This window comes from Micromonospora sp. NPDC023888 (assembly GCF_040639415.1).
In the GTDB taxonomy this organism is placed as follows: domain Bacteria; phylum Actinomycetota; class Actinomycetes; order Mycobacteriales; family Micromonosporaceae; genus Micromonospora.
Genome location: NZ_JBEZZW010000040.1, coordinates 1 through 17024, shown reverse-complemented (window position 1 = coordinate 17024; position 17024 = coordinate 1). Strand labels below are relative to the sequence as shown.

13 protein-coding genes are annotated in these 17024 nt (G+C 71.7%); 7 read left to right on the top strand and 6 right to left on the bottom strand.

Annotation, left to right across the window (positions count from 1 at the left end):
• The first annotated feature begins 32 nt into the window (after positions 1–32).
• Genes AB0F61_RS27940 through valS form a run of 3 tightly spaced genes read left to right on the top strand, consistent with a single transcriptional unit; the run spans position 33 to position 6390 of the window.
• Positions 33–1889, top strand: a complete 1857-nt coding sequence (locus AB0F61_RS27940; protein ID WP_357815419.1) for an ABC transporter ATP-binding protein — start codon at positions 33–35, stop codon at positions 1887–1889.
• Positions 1886–3766, top strand: coding sequence for an ABC transporter ATP-binding protein (locus tag AB0F61_RS27935; RefSeq protein ID WP_357815416.1), 1881 nt, complete (start codon positions 1886–1888; stop codon positions 3764–3766). Before AB0F61_RS27940 ends, AB0F61_RS27935 begins: the two co-directional genes overlap by 4 nt.
• A gap of 56 nt (positions 3767–3822) precedes the next feature.
• On the top strand, positions 3823–6390 hold the full coding sequence (gene valS, locus AB0F61_RS27930) for a valine--tRNA ligase (protein WP_357815413.1): 2568 nt from the start codon (positions 3823–3825) through the stop codon (positions 6388–6390).
• Between the two features lie 47 nt (positions 6391–6437).
• On the opposite strand, the gene AB0F61_RS27925 is transcribed toward valS, so the two are convergent.
• From AB0F61_RS27925 to AB0F61_RS27905, 5 genes are all read right to left on the bottom strand, one after another.
• Entirely contained in the window at positions 6438–7082 is a 645-nt protein-coding gene (locus AB0F61_RS27925; RefSeq protein ID WP_357815411.1) for a hypothetical protein, read from the bottom strand.
• A 93-nt stretch (positions 7083–7175) separates the two neighbouring features.
• Complete coding sequence (locus tag AB0F61_RS27920) at positions 7176–7886, bottom strand: ABC transporter permease subunit (protein ID WP_357815408.1); 711 nt, start codon at positions 7884–7886, stop codon at positions 7176–7178.
• A gap of 1 nt (position 7887) precedes the next feature.
• Positions 7888–8799: an ABC transporter ATP-binding protein gene (locus tag AB0F61_RS27915; protein WP_357815405.1), complete on the bottom strand. Its 912-nt coding sequence runs from the start codon at positions 8797–8799 to the stop codon at positions 7888–7890.
• Positions 8799–9704, bottom strand: a complete 906-nt coding sequence (locus AB0F61_RS27910; protein ID WP_357815402.1) for an ABC transporter permease subunit — start codon at positions 9702–9704, stop codon at positions 8799–8801. Before AB0F61_RS27910 ends, AB0F61_RS27915 begins: the two co-directional genes overlap by 1 nt.
• Complete coding sequence (locus AB0F61_RS27905) at positions 9697–10611, bottom strand: ABC transporter ATP-binding protein (protein WP_357815399.1); 915 nt, start codon at positions 10609–10611, stop codon at positions 9697–9699. Before AB0F61_RS27905 ends, AB0F61_RS27910 begins: the two co-directional genes overlap by 8 nt.
• Before the next feature lie 386 nt (positions 10612–10997).
• On the opposite strand from AB0F61_RS27905, the gene cysC reads away from it, so the two are divergent.
• From cysC to galT, 3 genes are all read left to right on the top strand, one after another.
• On the top strand, positions 10998–12527 hold the full coding sequence (gene cysC / locus AB0F61_RS27900; RefSeq protein WP_357815397.1) for an adenylyl-sulfate kinase: 1530 nt from the start codon (positions 10998–11000) through the stop codon (positions 12525–12527).
• 110 nt (positions 12528–12637) lie between these two features.
• The gene (locus AB0F61_RS27895; RefSeq protein WP_357815394.1) at positions 12638–13462 is read left to right on the top strand and encodes a DeoR/GlpR family DNA-binding transcription regulator; all 825 of its coding nucleotides are present in this window, start codon (positions 12638–12640) and stop codon (positions 13460–13462) included.
• A complete protein-coding gene (galT, locus tag AB0F61_RS27890; RefSeq protein ID WP_357815391.1) occupies positions 13459–14535 on the top strand; it encodes a galactose-1-phosphate uridylyltransferase in 1077 nt (358 codons plus the stop codon). Before AB0F61_RS27895 ends, galT begins: the two co-directional genes overlap by 4 nt.
• A gap of 281 nt (positions 14536–14816) precedes the next feature.
• Here the strand turns inward: galT and AB0F61_RS27885 are convergent, their stop codons facing one another.
• Positions 14817–16034 (bottom strand): NADP-dependent isocitrate dehydrogenase, encoded by a 1218-nt coding sequence (locus tag AB0F61_RS27885; RefSeq protein ID WP_357815388.1) that lies wholly within the window; start codon positions 16032–16034, stop codon positions 14817–14819.
• Positions 16035–16170: 136 nt separating this feature from the next.
• Between AB0F61_RS27885 and AB0F61_RS27880 the strand changes: the two genes are divergently transcribed.
• On the top strand, positions 16171–16995 hold the full coding sequence (locus tag AB0F61_RS27880) for an MBL fold metallo-hydrolase (protein WP_357815385.1): 825 nt from the start codon (positions 16171–16173) through the stop codon (positions 16993–16995).
• Positions 16996–17024 lie beyond the last annotated feature (29 nt).

Here is a 17024-nt window from a genome sequence, read left to right as displayed (position 1 = left end):
GGCGCCGCCTGCCATTGACGTTACCGTCTGGTATGCCTGTGGAAAGCGACGGCAACCCGGCCACCCGGGCTGCCGCGCCCCGGCACCCGTTGCACAACCTCTGGCGGCTGCGCCCCTACCTTCGCCCGTACGCTGCCGAGTTCGCCTGGCTGCTCGTCGCGGGCCTCGCGGGCACGGCGGCCGGAATCGCCGTACCGCTTGTCGTGCAGCGGGTGGTGGACGGCCCGGTGGCCCGGCACGAACCGGCCGGGCTGTTCCAACTCGGCGGCCTGGCGCTGCTGCTCGGCGTGGTCGAGGCGGTGCTCATCTTCATCCGCCGGTGGGTGCAGTCCTCCTCGGCGGTGGGCATGGAGGCGGCGCTGCGCGCCGACGTCTACGCCCACCTGCAACTGTTGCCGACGAGCTTCCACGACCGCTGGCAGTCCGGCCAGCTCCTCTCCCGGATCACCAGCGACCTGTCGGTGATCCGCCGGTTCCTCTCCTTCGGCGTGTTCTTCCTGGTGCTCAACGTGACCACCTACCTGGTCGTGGTCGTGCTGCTGGTCAACCTGCATCCGATGCTCGGCGCGCTGGTCGCGGCCAGCTCGGTGCCGCTGCTGCTGATCAGCCGCCGGTTCGGGCGGCACTACCATGCCGCGTCCCGGCGGATGCAGGACCAGCAGGGCGACGTGGCGACAGTGGTCGAGGAGACCGCGCAGGGCCTGCGCACCATGAAGGCGTACGGCCGGGGGCCGGAACTGGCCGCCCGCTTCGGCGTCGGGGCCCGGCGGCTGCACGACACGGGCGTCGGCAAGGCGCGGCTGCTGGCCACCACCTCCGCGTTGCTCGACCTGGTGCCCAACGTGACCCTGGGGGTGGTGCTGGTGGCCGGTGCGGCCGCGGCCGCGAAGGGCGCGCTCACCATCGGCGAGCTTGTCGCGTTCGTCAGCCTCCAGTTGATGCTCATCTGGCCGGTGCAGTCACTGGGTTGGATCATCGCCAACGGTCAGGAGGCCGCCACCGCCGCCGACCGGCTCCAGGAGGTGCTGGACACTCCACCCCAGATCGTGGACTCCCCCGGCGCGCTCGCGCTGCCCCGCGACGCGGTGCACGGCCAGCTCCGCATCGAGCGGGTCTCGTTCAGCTACCCGGGGGCCACCGCACCGGTGCTGCGCGAGATCGACCTGGTCATCGAGCCGGGCGAGACGCTCGCCCTGGTCGGCGCCACCGGCTCCGGCAAGAGCACGCTGCTCTCGCTGGTGCCCCGGCTGCACGAGGTGACCGCCGGTCGGATCACCCTCGACGGGCACGACCTGCGCGAACTACGGCTGGCCTCGCTGCGCCGACTGGTCGGGGTGGCGTTCGAGGAGCCCACGCTCTTTTCCATGTCGGTGCGGGAGAACCTCACTCTGGGCCACCCGGACGCCGGCGACGACGACGTCCGCGCAGCCCTCGCGCTGGCCCAGGCCGACTTCGCGTACGAGCTGCCGTGGGGGTTGTCCACCCGGGTCGGTGAGCAGGGGCTTTCTCTCTCCGGCGGGCAGCGTCAGCGGCTCGCGTTGGCGCGGGCCGTGCTCGGCCGACCGGCGGTGCTGGTGCTCGACGACCCGCTGTCCGCTCTCGACGTGCACACCGAGGCGCTTGTCGAGGCGGCACTGCGACAGGTCCTGCGCAAGAGCACCGCTCTGCTCGTGGTGCACCGGCCGTCGACGATCGCCCTGGCCGACCGGGTCGCCCTGCTCGAAGACGGGCGGATCACCGCGGTGGGGCGGCACTCCGACCTGCTGTCCACAGTTCCGGCGTACCGGGCGCTGCTGGCCGCCGAACCACCCACCGGGCACCCACCGCCGGCGGAAGCCGCCGGCCCGAGCCCGTTCCCCTCCGACGGGTGGGGGCTGGTGCGCTCGTGACAGTGCCGAAGCCTGCCGAACCACCGCCCGAGGAGGAGCCGGAGCTGACCCGCTGGCGCGGGACCGCCACGGACCCGGAGGCGGACCGGAGCCGAGCCGAGGACACCGCACCCGAGGCGGTGGCCCGGCTGCGCCGGCTCAGCCGGGCCCTGCTCGCCGACCAGCTCCGACCACACCGGGGACGACTCGCCGCCGCGGTCGGTCTGTTGCTGACCCAGAACGCCGCAGCGATGTCCGGCCCGTACCTGGTCATGATCGGCATCGACCGGGCCATCGCGCCGCTGCGCGCCGGGAACGCCGGCCCGCTGGTCGCCGTCGCCGGGGCGTTCGTGGTCGCCTCGCTCACCGAGTACGCGGCCCGGCGCGGGTTCCTCACCCTCTCCGCCCGGATCGGCCAGGCCGTCCTGCTCGACCTGCGGCAGCGGGTGTTCGGGCACTTCCTGCGACTGTCCGTCGGCTTCCACGAGCGGTACACCTCGGGCCGAATGGTCTCCCGGCTCACCAGTGACCTGGACTCGATCGCCGAACTGGTCGACGGTGGGATCGACAACCTGGTGATGGCGGGGTTGTCGATGCTGTCGGTGGCGGCCATCCTGCTCTGGCTGGACCTGCCGCTTGCCGCCGTGACGCTGCTCGCCTTCCCGTTCCTGTTCTGGCTCTCCCGCTGGTTCGCCCGGTCGTCGGCAAGCGCCTACCGGCGGACCCGGGACGCGGTCGCGCTTGTCATCGTGCACTTCGTCGAGTCGATGCGGGGCATCCGGGCGGTGCAGGCGTTCCGCCGGGAGCCGCGCAACCAACGGATCTTCGTGGCGCTCGGCGACGACTACCGACGGACCAGCCTGCACACGTTCCGACTGATCGCCACGTACTCGCCGGCGATCAAGCTGATCGGCAACGTCACTGTGGCGGCGGTGCTCTGCTACGGCGGGTGGCGGGTGCTCGACGGCCGGACCGAGGTCGGCGTGCTCGCCGCGTTCCTGCTCTACCTGCGTCGCTTCTTCGAGCCGATGCAGGAACTGAGCCAGTTCTACAACTCCCTCCAGTCGGCCACCGCGGCGCTGGAGAAGCTGGCCGGGGTGCTCGACGAACGGCCGGCCGTCGCCGAGCCGGCCCGCCCCACCCCGCTGCCGACCGGGCCCGGTCGCGGCGAGGTGACCTTCCGGGCGGTCTCGTTCGGTTACCGGGCCGGCACCCCGATCCTCGGCGGGTTGGAGCTGACCGTGTCGGCCGGCCAGACGGTGGCGCTGATCGGGCCGACCGGCGCGGGCAAGTCGACGATCGCCAAACTGGTCGCCCGTTTCCACGACCCGGACACCGGCAGCGTCCGCCTGGACGGGGTCGACCTGCGCGAGGTGAGCGACACCGACCTGCGCCGTGCCGTGGTGTTGGTGACGCAGGAGAACCACCTGTTCAGTGGGACCGTCGCGGAGAACATCCGGTTCGGTCGCCCGGGCGCGGACGACGAGACGGTCCAGGCCGCCGCGCGGGCGATCGGCGCGCACGACTTCATCGCCGCACTGCCCGAGGGGTACGCCACCCAGGTGCACCGCCGCGGCGGCCGGCTCTCCGCCGGGCAGCGCCAGCTCGTCGCGTTCGCCCGGGCCTTCCTGGCCGACCCGACAGTGCTGATCCTGGACGAGGCGACGTCGTCACTGGACGTGCCGACCGAACGGCTGGTGCAGCGGGCGCTCGGGACCATCCTGCGCGACCGCACCGCCCTGGTGATCGCACACCGACTCTCCACAGTGGAGACCGCGGACCGGGTGCTCGTCCTCGACGACGGGAGGATCGTCGAGGACGGCCCACCCGCTGTGCTGGCCGAGGCCGGCGGCCGGTACGCGGCCCTGCACCGGCAGTGGCGCGACTCGCTCATCTGAACCAGCGTTCCGACAACTGCGTGGCCCGACCCTCCGGCGGTGCCTACGATCACAGGATGACCGATACGGCAAGGACGGCCCGTGCCGGCGTCCCCGAGCGTCCGACCCTGGACGGGCTCGAGGAGAGCTGGGCACGCCGGTGGCAGGAGGAGGGCACGTACGCGTTCGACCGCTCGAAAAAGGAGCGCAAGGACGTGTACGCCATCGACACCCCGCCGCCGACCGTATCGGGCGAGTTGCACATGGGGCACGTGTTCTCGTACACGCACACCGACATCGTCGCGCGATACCAGCGGATGCGCGGCAAGGCGGTCTTCTACCCGATGGGCTGGGACGACAACGGCCTACCCACCGAACGTCGCGTGCAGAACGTCTACGGGGTGCGCTGCGATCCGGCGTTGGCGTACGACCCGGTGTGGCGGCCACCGGCGACTCCGGTCGACGACGCGGCCCGCCGCGACCCCACCCCGCTCTCCCGGCGCAACTTCATCGAGCTGTGCGAACGGCTGACGGCCGCCGACGAGCAGGCCTTCGAGTCGCTGTGGCGGCGGCTGGGGCTCTCGGTGGACTGGTCGTTGACCTACACGACGATCGGCCGCGTCGCCCGGACCACAAGTCAGCGGGCGTTCGTGCGCAACCTGCTGCGCGGTGAGGCGTACCAGTCGGAGGCGCCGACGCTCTGGGACGTCGGCTTCGCCACCGCCGTCGCCCAGGCGGAGTTGGAGGACCGGGAGCGCCCCGGCGCCTACCACCGGCTGCGGTTCACCGGGCCGGGCGGGCGCGAGGTGCAGATCGACACCACCCGACCGGAGCTGTTGCCCGCCTGCGTGGCGTTGGTCTGTCACCCCGACGACGAGCGGTACGCCGACCTGGTGGGCGCGACAGTGCGCAGCCCGCTGTTCGACGTCGAGGTGCCGGTGCACGCCCACCCGCTCGCCGAACCGGGCAAGGGCACCGGGATCGCGATGGTCTGCACCTTCGGCGACCTGAGCGACGTGACGTGGTGGCGGGATCTCGGCCTCGACACCCGGGTGGTCATCGGCCGCGACGGCCGGCTGCTTCCCGAGCCGCCGGCCGGGGTGCCGGCACAGCCGTACGCGACGCTTGCCGGGCAGACCGTCAACGGCGCCCGCCGGGAGATCGTCGGGATGCTCACCGACTCGGGTGACCTGATCGGCGAGCCACGCCCGATCACCCATCCGGTCAAGTTCTACGAGCGCGGCGACCGCCCACTGGAGATCGTCTCGACTCGACAGTGGTATCTGCGCAACGGCGGCCGGGACGCCGACCTGCGGGCCACCCTGCTGGCCCGGGGCGAGGAGCTGCGCTGGGTGCCGGCGCACATGAAGCACCGCTACGACAACTGGGTGGGCGGCCTGACCGGAGACTGGCTGGTCAGCCGGCAGCGCTTCTTCGGGGTGCCGGTGCCGGTGTGGTACCGGCTCGACGACACTGGCGAGCCGGACTGGTCCCACCCTCTCACGGCTGACGAGTCCGCGCTGCCAGTCGACCCGTCGAGTGACCCGGCACCCGGGTACGACGAGTCGCAGCGCGGCCACCCGGGCGGCTTCATCGGTGACCCGGACGTGCTGGACACCTGGGCCACCTCGTCGCTGACCCCGCAGATCGTCGGTGGTTGGGAGACCGACCCGGAGCTGTTCGCGCAGGTCTTCCCGATGGACCTCCGCCCGCAGGGGCAGGAGATCATCCGGACCTGGCTCTTCGACAGCGTGGTCCGTTCGCACTTCGAGCACGGGGTGCTGCCCTGGCGGGACACCGTGCTGTCGGGCTGGATCCTCGACCCGGACCGCAAGAAGATGGCGAAGTCCAAGGGCAACGTGGTCACCCCACTGGCCCTGTTGGAGCAGCACGGCTCGGACGCGGTGCGTTACTGGGCGGCCAGCGGCAAGCCCGGCATGGACCTGGCCTTCGACCCGGCACAGATCAAGATCGGCCGCCGGCTGGCCACCAAACTGCTGAACGCGTCCAAGTTCGCGCTGGGGCTGGGCGCGGCCGACGCGCTGCGCGCCCCCGTGACCACCCCACTGGACCGGGCCATGCTCGCCGAGCTGACCACCGTGGTCACCGCCGCGAGCACCGCCCTCGACGGATACGACCACACGGCCGCGTTGCAGGCGGCCGAGGCGTTCTTCTGGCGGTTCTGCGACGACTACATCGAGTTGGTCAAGGAGCGGGCGTACGGCACCGGCGCGGCCGCCGATTCGGCGCGGGCGGCGCTGGCCGCGGCGCTCTCGGTGCAGCTACGGCTGTTCGCCCCGGTGCTGCCCTACGTGACCGAGGAGGTCTGGTCGTGGTGGCGGTACGGTTCGGTGCACCGCGCGCCATGGCCCACCACCTACGAGGTGGCCCGGTCGATCGAGGAGTCGGGTGACCCGGCGCTGCTGCGGCTCGCCGGCGACGCGTTGAGCCAGGTGCGGCGGGCCAAGTCGGAGCGGAAGCTGTCGATGAGGGCGGAGGTGCCGCTGGCCGAGGCGCTCGGCCCGGCGGCCCTGCTGGAGCAGCTCAGCCTGGTCGCCGACGACCTGCGGGCGGCCGGCCGGATCGGCAAGCTCGACCTGCTCCCCGACCGCACCCCGGAACTCGTCATCGCCTGCGCCTTCTGACAGGCGTCCGCCGCCGCCACCCCCCTTCGGCGGCGGCGGACGGCCCGTCACCAGCCGCGCAGGAAGCGCAGCCCGAGCAGGAACGCCACCACGGCGGGACCGACAAGCAGGGTGATCGCCTGGAGGCGGTACGGCATCCGGTGCCGGGTCAGCTCGCCCGCGTTGCCCAGCACGATCGCCCCGGCCAGCATCAGGAACGCGCCCCACCAGCCGGTCTTCAGATGGATCAGGTCCACCCGGATCAGTTGCAGGGTCAGCCCGAGCAACGCGCCGGTAAGCGCGAGCAGGGCAACCGCCCGGTGCAGGCCGCGGGCCAGCGGGTGGGCCGCCCGCCAACCGTAGGTGCCGGCGACCGCCAGGCAGGGCAGCACCACGAGCAACGGCCACCCCCGCCCCATGACGCCGAACATCAGCAGCGCGCCCGCCGCGAACACCAGGGTGCCGACGCAGGCGAGCATGTACCCGGCGAAGGCCCGGCCGCCGCCCCGAGCCAGCAACGGGCCGCCGCTGGCCGCGATCAACGCGGCCGGGATCAGGATGAACACGGCCCACCAGTGGAACTGGCCGCTGCCCTGGGCAGCCGTGGCGACCGTGGCGCAGGCCAGCCCGGCAACAGCCAGGCTGGTCAGCCACGGCCGGCTGCTCCGGGAGTACGGCTCAGCCAACGACGTCCGCTCCGCTTCGACGCTCACGCCCAACAGCCTGGCCCGGGAGGGTCCGACCGGTCCATCCGGCCAGCCCTACCGCCGAGGGGTGGCTGGCCGGAGCACCGTTTCGCACCGCTCTCAGCTCGTCTCGCCGGCCACGCTGAACGAGCGCAGACGGTCGATGGCCAGCACGGTGAAGCCGACGCTGACAAGCGCGGTCATCACCGAGGCCACCGGCACCGACACGGTGGTCTCCAACAGCCCGGTGGGGGCGATCCGGTCGGTGAGGGCGATCACGTACTGCTGGATGGAGAGCACCTTGGTGCCGCTGACGAAGTTGCCCAGCAGCCCCTCCCAGATCAGCACGTAGACCAGGCCGAGCAGCACCGGCCGCCTGGTGACCAGGCTGAGCGCGAGGAACAACGCCGAGTACGCCAGCGCGCCGAGCGTCCCCGCGACCGCCAACGCCAGTCCGAGGCGTACCGAATCGGCGAGCACGCCCGCGACGTAGAGCGGCACCGCGACGGTGGCCGCGGTGACCCCGGCGGCGACAGCGAGCTTCGGCAGCACGATCTGCCAGCGCGGCAGCGGCTTGGTCAGGATGTGCACGACAGTGCCGTCGTCGATCTCGGCCCCCAACACACCCGTGCCGATGATCAGCGCAACCACCGGCAGCACCACGGCCAGCCCGAGGCCGACAAGCACCGGCGGCCCCCACTCGCCCGGGTCCACCCCCAGCGACCGGCAGAGCACGGCCAGCCCGAGCAGCACCAACGGCAGCGGAAGCAGCAGCAGGAACCGACGCCTGCCGAACAGCCCGCGCGCGGTGATCCAGGTAATTGTCGACATGTCAGGCCTCCACCAGGTAGGAGAAGACGCTCTCCAGAGACTCGTCGGACGGCACCAGCTGGCGCACCCGGATGCCTTGCTTGAGCGCGATCCGGGGTAGCGCCCGGGTGAAGGCGCCGTAGTCACCGGCCCGCACGGTCAGGCCGGTGGGGTCCAACTCGACACCACTGACGGACGGCTCGGCGATCAGCGCGACGGCCAGCGCCCGGTCGTTCGTGGAACGCACGGCGAACACGTGCGGGCGATTGGTCATCAACCGGCGGATGGTCCGGAAGTCGCCGGAGGCCGCCAACCGCCCGGCCACCATCACCTGCACCGTCCCGGAGACCTGCTCGACCTCCTCCAGGATGTGCGAGCTGAACAGGATCGTCCGGCCGGCGTCGCCGAGCGTGTGCAGCAACTGCATCATGTGCAGCCGCTGGCGCGGGTCCATCCCGTTGAACGGCTCGTCGAGCAGCAGCACCTGCGGGTCGTGCACCAACGCGGCGGCCACCCGGGCCCGCTGGCGCATGCCCTTGGAGTACGTGCCGATCCGGCGGCTCTGCGCCGACTCCAGCTCCACCAGGTCGATCGCCCGTCGGGCGGCCGCCGCCGGATCGGGCAGCTTGTGCAGCTTCGCGCTGGCCAGCACGAACTCGTACGCGGTGAGGAAGCCCTGCACCGCCTCCCGTTCGCTGACCAGCCCCAACCGGCGGTAGACGTCCGGGTTGCGCCAGGTCGGCTGGTCGTCGAGGGTGACCGCGCCACGCGACGGGGCGAGGAACCCGGCCATCATGTGCAGCAGGGTGGTCTTGCCGGCGCCGTTCGGGCCGAGCAGCCCCGTCACGCCCGGCCCCAGGGCCATGCTGATGTCGTTCACCGCCACCACGTTGCCGTACCACCGGGACACACCGGTCAGACTCAGCGTGCTCATCAGGAGGCGACCTTCCGGTAGCGGACCAGCAGGAGGGCGGTCGCGCCGGCGACCAGCAGCGCCGCGGCCAGGGCGTAGACCGGGCCGAACCCGCCGATCATCATCTCGCCCGGATCGCCCTCGACCAGCAGGTCACCAAGCGACCAGATGCCCACCCCCTGCACCAGCGTGGAGGGCGAGGCGAGCCCGGCAAGCTCGTTGGCGGTGCGCGACGGCAGGATGCTGAGCACCCCCACGATCGGGGTGGTCATCAGGAAGACCGCGACCACCCCACCGGCGGCGAAGGCGCGTTTGCCGGTCAGCGAGGCGACAAGCAGCCCGATGGAGGCGAAGACCACCGCCCACAGCCCGGCGTAGAGCAGGCCGGGCAGCAGGTCGAGCAGCTCGTTCCAGACCCCGCGCATGCCCTGCTTGGTGGTGAACGCGGCACCCAGGAACATCAGCAACTGCGGCCCACCGAGCAGCAGCCAGAGGGCGGTGACCAGCGCCAGCAGCTTGGCCAGCGCGTAGTCGCTGCGCGGCAGCGGTCGGGAGAAATACAGTGGCAGGACGCCGCTGCGCAGGTCCCGGGAGACCAACTCGGGCGCGGCCACCGCGACGAAGAAGATGACCAGCCAGCTCATCGCGTCGGCGAACTGGGCGTACGTGGCGACCGGCTCGCCGATCTGGCTGCGGATCGCGGCCAGGGCCACCGCGACCAGGCTGACGATGCCGACCACCAGCCACGGGAAGATCTTGGCCTTGGCGCTGCGCCCGAAACCGAACACGGTACGCAGCCCGTGCAGGTAGAGGGCGCCGAAGACGTGGCGGCGGCCCAGCCTCGGGCCCTCGTAACGCTGGTAGCCGATGTCGTGGATGACGCCGGTCGGCGCCTGACGCACGGCGGTTGCTGACGGTTCAGGCATGGGTGAGCTCCCTCGTGGCGAAGAGTTCGGCCACCCGGTGCCGGCGCTGGTCCAGTCGGTGCAGTGGCAGGTCCAGTTCGGCGACCGCGCCGAGGATCAGGTCGTAGGTGCCGTCGTCGGTGAGTGGCACCAGGAGCAGTCGCCCGTCCCGCGCCACCGGCAGCTTGAGCTCGGCGAGCCGGGCGGCGAGCTCCTCGGTGCCCTCGCTGACCTCGACGGCGAGCACGTCGGTGGCCGAGGTCATCGCGGAGATGTGGTCGGCGCGCAGCAGTTTGCCGCCGTCGATGGCGATGAGCGTGTCGCAGATCCGCTCCACCTCGCCGAGCAGGTGCGAGCAGACCAGCACGGAGATGCCGAACTCGGTGCCGATCCGGTGCACCAGCGCCAGCATGGCGTCCCGGCCGGCCGGGTCCAGGCCGTTCGTCGGCTCGTCGAGCAGCAGCAGATCGGGGTCGTGCACCAACGCCTGGGCCAGCTTGACGCGCTGCTTCATGCCTGTGGAGTAGCCGCCCACCGGGCGGTAACGCTCCTCGTAGAGCCCGACGTGCCGCAGCGCCTCGGAGGCCCGCTCGCGGGCGGCCGTGCGGGGCAGGCCGCTCATCCGGCCGAGGTGGGTGACCAGCTCGGCGGCGGACAGGTCGGGCGGGAGGCAGTCGTGCTCGGGCATGTAGCCGACGCGGGCACGGACCGCCGCCGGGTTGGCGGACGGGTCGATGCCGAGCACCGAGACCTGACCGCTGGTCGGGGCGATGAGGCCGAGCAGGATCTTGATCAACGTGGATTTTCCGGCGCCGTTCGCGCCCACCAGGCCGATGATCCCGGGCTCGACGGCGACGGTGAGGTCGGCGAGCGCGGTGACCCGACCTCCGTACGTCTTGGTGAGCGACTGGGTCGCGATCAGTGTCACGCTGCCAGCGTAGGGAGTCGACGCCCACCCCGGACACCGGCGCGCCCCCGGCGCTCCCCTGATCCTTGCCCCGACGCACCCCTAAGGTCCGCGCCGGAGGTGGTGGGACCTGTCGTCGCCGGTGGCGTGTCCGGCGCGACCCCGCCTCGGGAAACGCCCATCCGGGGTGACACCATTCACCTCCCGGCCGGCGGGGAGTCGCGTCCGCGTCACCTGGACATCGAGCACGTCCGTCACGACGACCGGTTGGCCGGTGGAGCCGGATGCGGTCGGCGACGGTCGGCGGATGCGGTGCCGATCTGCCCGACCGGGTCGTGGAGTGGCGGCCTCGACCGATCGGCGGTCGGCTGCGAAACTGTGTGCCGGTCAGCGAGTGGGGGGTGTGGATGAGCAACGGCTGGGTGCTGCCCGACGAGGTGCTGCGGGACGCACCGGCGTACACGCCGCGTCCCGGTGAGCTCGCTGATCTGGAGCTGCTGCTGACCGGTGCGTACGCCCCCCTGACCGGTTTCATGACCCGCGCCGACCTGGTGTCGGTGAGCCGGCGCGGCCGGCTGGCCGACGGCACTCCCTGGCAGGTCGCGGTGACCCTCCAGGTGCCGGCCGCGCTGGCCCAGGGCTTCGATCCACGCGACCCGGCCCGCCGGGCGCTGGTCCTGACCGACGGCGAGGGCGCGCCGGCGGCGGCCCTGGACGTGACCGACGTCTGGCCGGTACGCGAGGGCGTGGCCGGGGTCGGCGGCCAGGTCCGGCGGCTGGGCGACGGCGGCCACGGCCCGTTCCAGCGACTGCGCCGCAGCCCGGAGGAGGTCCGCGCGCTGCTGCCCCCGGGCCGGGTGCTCGGTGTGATCGCCGACCGGCCGCTGCACCGTCCACAGCTCGCTCAGATCGCCCACGCCGCCCGCACCCTGGCCGCGCACCTGCTCGTGATGATCCCGGTCGGTGAGGGTGGCGTCGGTGGGCTTCCACCAGAGGCGCTGGTGCGCACCATCTTCGCCGCCCGGGACCGGATGCCGCCCGCCACCGTGATCGCGGTGCCGCTGTCACATCGACGGGAGGAGATCAGCGACGCTCTGCTGCGCGCCCGGGTCTCCGCCGCGTACGGGGTGACCCACCTGCTCTCCACCGGGGAGATGCTCTCCGGCGCCGGGTTGCGGGTGCTGGTGCCGCGCGAGCTCGCCTACGACAACCGGGACGGGCAGTGGCGCTGGCGGGAGGACATCCCACCGCGCAACCGTCGGCTCGCGCTGACCCAGCAGGAGATCGACGACCTGCTGGATCGGGGCTTCCCCCTGCCGGAGTGGCACACCCCGCCGGCTGTGGCGAGGGAGCTGGCCCGGGCCCGGCCACCGCGCCGGCACCGGGGGCTGGTGGTCTTCCTGACCGGCCTCTCCGGCTCCGGCAAGTCGACGATCGCTCGCGGGCTGGCGGACGCGTTGCGGGAGAGCGGCGACCGCACGGTGACCCTGCTGGACGGGGACGTGGTGCGTCGGGAGCTCACCGCCGGGCTGGGCTTCAGCAAGGCCGACCGGGACATGAACGTCCGGCGGATCGGGTGGGTGGCCGCCGAGATCGCCCGGCACCGGGGGGTGGGCATCTGCTGCCCGATCGCCCCGTACGCGGCGGCCCGTGCCACCGCCCGGGAGATGGCTCTGGCCGCCGGGGCGGGTTTCGTGCTTGTGCATGTCGCCACCCCGCTTGAGGTGTGTGAGCGCCGGGACCGCAAGGGTCTGTACGCGCGAGCGCGGGCCGGCCTGCTCACCGGGATGACCGGCATCGACGACCCGTACGAGGAGCCGACCGACGCCGACCTGGTGGTGGACACCACTGACCTCAGCGTCGCGGACGCGGTTCAGGCAGTGCTGGATCAGCTCACCGAGACGGGTTGGGTGGAGCTGAAGATCGCTTCTTCCTGAGGTGTTTCCGTAGCCGCTGTCCGGCCACCGCTCAATACGCGCTAGTGTTCGTCTTTGTTGGAACACGTTTGACCGCGTGAGAGTACGGGGACCTCCGGGAGGCACGGCGAATGCTGGCTCAGCAGCGGCAGGCGGCCATCCTGGAACGGGTCCGGTCCACCGGCGGTGTCCGGGTGAGTGAGTTGGCGGGCGAGTTCGGGGTCTCCGACATGACCATCCGTCGTGACCTGGATGCCCTGCACGAGCGTGGCCTGCTGGCCAAGGTGCACGGCGGCGCCACGGCAGCCGGGCCGAGTTCGACGGACGAGCCGGGCTTTCACGCCAAGTCGGTCCGCCAACTGGCGGAGAAGGCAGCCATCGCGGATCGGGCGGCCCAACTCGTCCGGCCGGGCGCCGCGGTCGCGCTCTCCGCCGGCACCACCACCGCCGAGTTGGCCCGCAAGCTGGTGGACGTGCCCGGCCTGACCGTGGTGACCAACTCGCTGCCGGTGGCCGAGATCCTGCACGCCGGTGGTCGACCGGACCAGACCGTGGTGCTCACCGGGGGCGTACGCACGCCGTCGGACGCGCTCGTCGGCCCGCTCGCGGTCGGGGCCGTCCGGGCACTGCACCTGGATCTGCTCTTCCTGGGCGTGCACGGCATCACCGAGCGGGCCGGCTTCACCACCCCGAACCTCATGGAGGCGGAGACCGACCGGGCACTCGTGGCCGCCGCGGACCGGTTGGTGGTGCTCGCCGACCACACCAAGTGGGGCACGGTGGGCATCTCCTCGATCGTCGAGCTGGCGGCAGCACACGTACTGGTCAGCGACGACCGGTTGCCTCCGCCCGCACGACGGGTACTCGGCGAACAGGTGGGCGAATTGATCATGGTAGAAGCGAACGGGGCGGGCCGCGCGACGCGCACGCCGACGAGTGAGGGGGCGGCGCAGTGAAACGCACCGCGATCGACCTGGCCGACGGCCGGGAACTGATTTACTTCGACGAGCGCGACGACGCGGTCCGCGACCAGCCCGACCGCCGCGACCTGCCGCCGCCGCCCCCCGCGTCCCAGCTGCGCTACGACCCGCTGACCGACGAGTGGGTGGCGGTGGCCGTGCATCGGCAGACCCGCACCTTCCTCCCACCGGCGAACGAGTGCCCCCTCGACCCGTCGGTGGGCGACCGGCTTACCGAGGTTCCCGCGCCCGACTACGACGTGGTGGTCTTCGAGAACCGGTTCCCGTCGCTCAGTGGCCGGGTCGCCGAGGAGCCCGGCGAGATCACCCCGTTCACGCCGGTGCGACCGGGACTTGGTCGGTGCGAGGTGGTCTGCTTCACCTCGGACCACAACGCCTCCTTCGCAAGCCTGCCGCCGCGCCGGGTCCGCACCGTCCTGGACGCGCTCGCCGACCGCACCGAGGTGCTCGGCGAACTGCCCGGCGTGGAGCAGATCTTCTGCTTCGAGAACCGGGGCGTCGAGATCGGCGTCACGCTGCACCACCCGCACGGGCAGATCTACGCGTACCCCTTCGTGACGCCGCGCACCCGCGCGCTGCTGGCCGCGGCACGCCGGCATGCGGAACGGACCGGCGGCGGCAACCTGTACGCGGACGTGCTGGCCGCCGAGCGCGCCACCGGCGACCGGGTGGTCGCCGAGAACGAGCACTGGACGGCGTTCGTCCCGGCGGCTGCCCGCTGGCCGTTCGAGGTGCACGTCGCGCCGCACCGGGTGGTGCCGGACATTCCGGCGCTGAGCGACAGCGAGCGGGACGCCTTCGGGCCGCTCTACCTGGATCTGCTGCGCCGCTTCGACGGTCTGTTCGACATGCCGATGCCGTACATCTCGGCCTGGCACCAGGCGCCGGTGCGCATCGACCGCGAGTTGGGCCACCTGCACCTGCAGCTGTTCAGCATCCGGCGGGCCACTGACAAGTTGAAGTATCTGGCCGGCTCCGAATCCGGGATGGGCGTCTTCATCAACGACATCGCTCCGGAACGTGCCGCCGAGTTGCTCCGCGCCGCCTGAAGAAGAGACGCCTGGGGAACAGGGCGCGGGGGGCCCGGGACAGGGCCCCCCGCAGGGAAGGGACGGCTGGCTGTGCACGGCACAGCCGGGAAGGCTGGCTGATCGGCGCACGGGTGCCGCGGGTCGACCGTGGTCAACCTTCCTCGGACGCGACTGGCATCTCGTCCATCCTGGTCAACGAGGCGCGCCGACGGCGGTGACGCCAACCGGCGCGTCAGCCCCGGACACGCCGAAGCCCGCCGGCTGGTGCCGGCGGGCTCCGATGACGCGGTACGCCTGGATCAGGCGGCGATCCTGCGGGCCAGGTTCTCGTCGAGCGCGTTCATGAACTCGTCGGTGGTCAGCCACGGGGCGTCGCGCGAGATGAGCAGCGAGAGGTCCTTGGTCATCTGGCCGCCCTCGACGGTGTCGACGATGACCTGCTCCAGCGTGTTGGCGAACTCGGTGACCGCCGGGGTGCCGTCCAGCTTGCCCCGGTGAGCCAGACCCCGGGTCCAGGCGTAGATCGACGCGATCGGGTTCGTCGACGTCTTCTCGCCCTTCTGCCACTGCCGGTAGTGCCGGGTGACAGTGCCGTGCGCGGCCTCGGCCTCGACCGTCCGGCCGTCCGGGGAGAGCAGGACGGAGGTCATCAGACCCAGCGAGCCGAAGCCCTGCGCGACGGTGTCGGACTGCACGTCACCGTCGTAGTTCTTGCAGGCCCAGACGTAGCCACCCTCCCACTTGAGCGCGGCGGCGACCATGTCGTCGATGAGCCGGTGCTCGTAGGTGATGCCGGCGGCGGCGAACTCGTCCTTGAACTCGGTCTCGAACACCTCGGCGAAGATGTCCTTGAACCGGCCGTCGTAGGCCTTGAGGATGGTGTTCTTGGTGGACAGGTAGACCGGGTAGTTGCGGTCCAGCCCGTACCGGAACGACGCCCGGGCGAAGTCCCGGATCGACTCGTCGTAGTTGTACATGCCCATGGCGATGCCGCCGCCGGGGAAGTTGGCGACCTCCATCTCCATCGGGGCGCCGCCGTCGGCCGGGGTGTAGGTGATGGTCACCGTGCCCGGGCCGGGGACGACGAAGTCGGTGGCCTTGTACTGGTCACCGTGGGCGTGCCGGCCGATGATGATCGGCTTGGTCCAGCCGGGGACCAGCCGCGGCACGTTGGACATGATGATCGGCTCGCGGAAGACGACGCCGCCGAGGATGTTGCGGATCGTGCCGTTGGGCGACCGCCACATCTTCTTCAGGCCGAACTCCTCCACCCGGGCCTCGTCCGGGGTGATGGTCGCGCACTTGACGCCGACGCCGTGCTCCTTGATGGCGTTGGCGGCGTCAACGGTGACCTGGTCGTCGGTCTCGTCGCGGTGCTGGATCGACAGGTCGTAGTAGTGCAGGTCGACGTCGAGGTAGGGCAGGATCAGCTGCTCCCGGATCTGCTTCCAGATGATCCGGGTCATCTCGTCGCCGTCGAGCTCCACGACCGGGTTGTTTACCTTGATCTTCGCCATCGGCCGGCGCTCCTCTCGGGGGACACGTGCTCAAGCAGTACGAGCGTACTGCAATTGGACCGGCGGCCCCCACCCGGCCTCGGTCGGCCGGTGGAAGCGGGCTACACGGCACAGGATTCCCTGGCACCATCGCCCGATGCCACTGAGCCACACCCTCGGGTCTATCACGGTCACCGCGCTCATCGACTCGGAGGGAGCTTTCTTCCAACCTCGTACCGAGGCGTTTCCGCACGCCACGGCGGCTCACTGGCGGGAGGCGGACCGACGCGACCCGGGGGCGGTGACCGCGGACGGGCGGTGGTGGCTGCCGTTTCGCAGTTTCGCGATCCGTTCCGGGGACGGGCCGGTCACCCTTGTCGACGCGGGCGTCGGCCCCGCCGACTCACTGGCCGCGGGCTGGGCACCCGTACCGGGCCGGCTGCCCGCCGAGCTGGCCGCCGCCGGCATCGACCCCGCGGACGTCGACACCGTCGTGCTCACGCACCTGCACACCGACCACATCGGCTGGGCCGTGACCGGCACGCCGGGCCGGCCGTACTTCCCGAACGCGAGCTACCTCGTGCAGCGGGCCGACCTCGACGCGGCCGAGACGCTCAACCCGGCACTGCCGGCCGGCCTGATCGCGCCCTTGCGCGCCGCCGGCCAGCTCCGGGTGGTCGACGGCGAGACCACCCTCACCCCGGCGGTACGCCTGCTGCCCACCCCCGGCCACACACCCGGCCACCAGTCGGTGCTGCTGACCTGCGCCGACGAACGGATGCTGGTCACCGGCGACCTGCTGGTCCACGTCGTGCAACTCGTCGACCCCGAGCTGTCCTACGCCCACGAGGTGGACGAGGACCAGGCCCGCGACTCCCGGCTGACCGCCCTCCGCACCCACTCCCCCACCGTGCTGGCCACCCCCCACCTGGGCACCCCCTTCACCCCCCACCCCCACCCCCACACCCCCCGAGTTGGTTGATCATGAGGTTGACGGGGTTTTCGATCTCC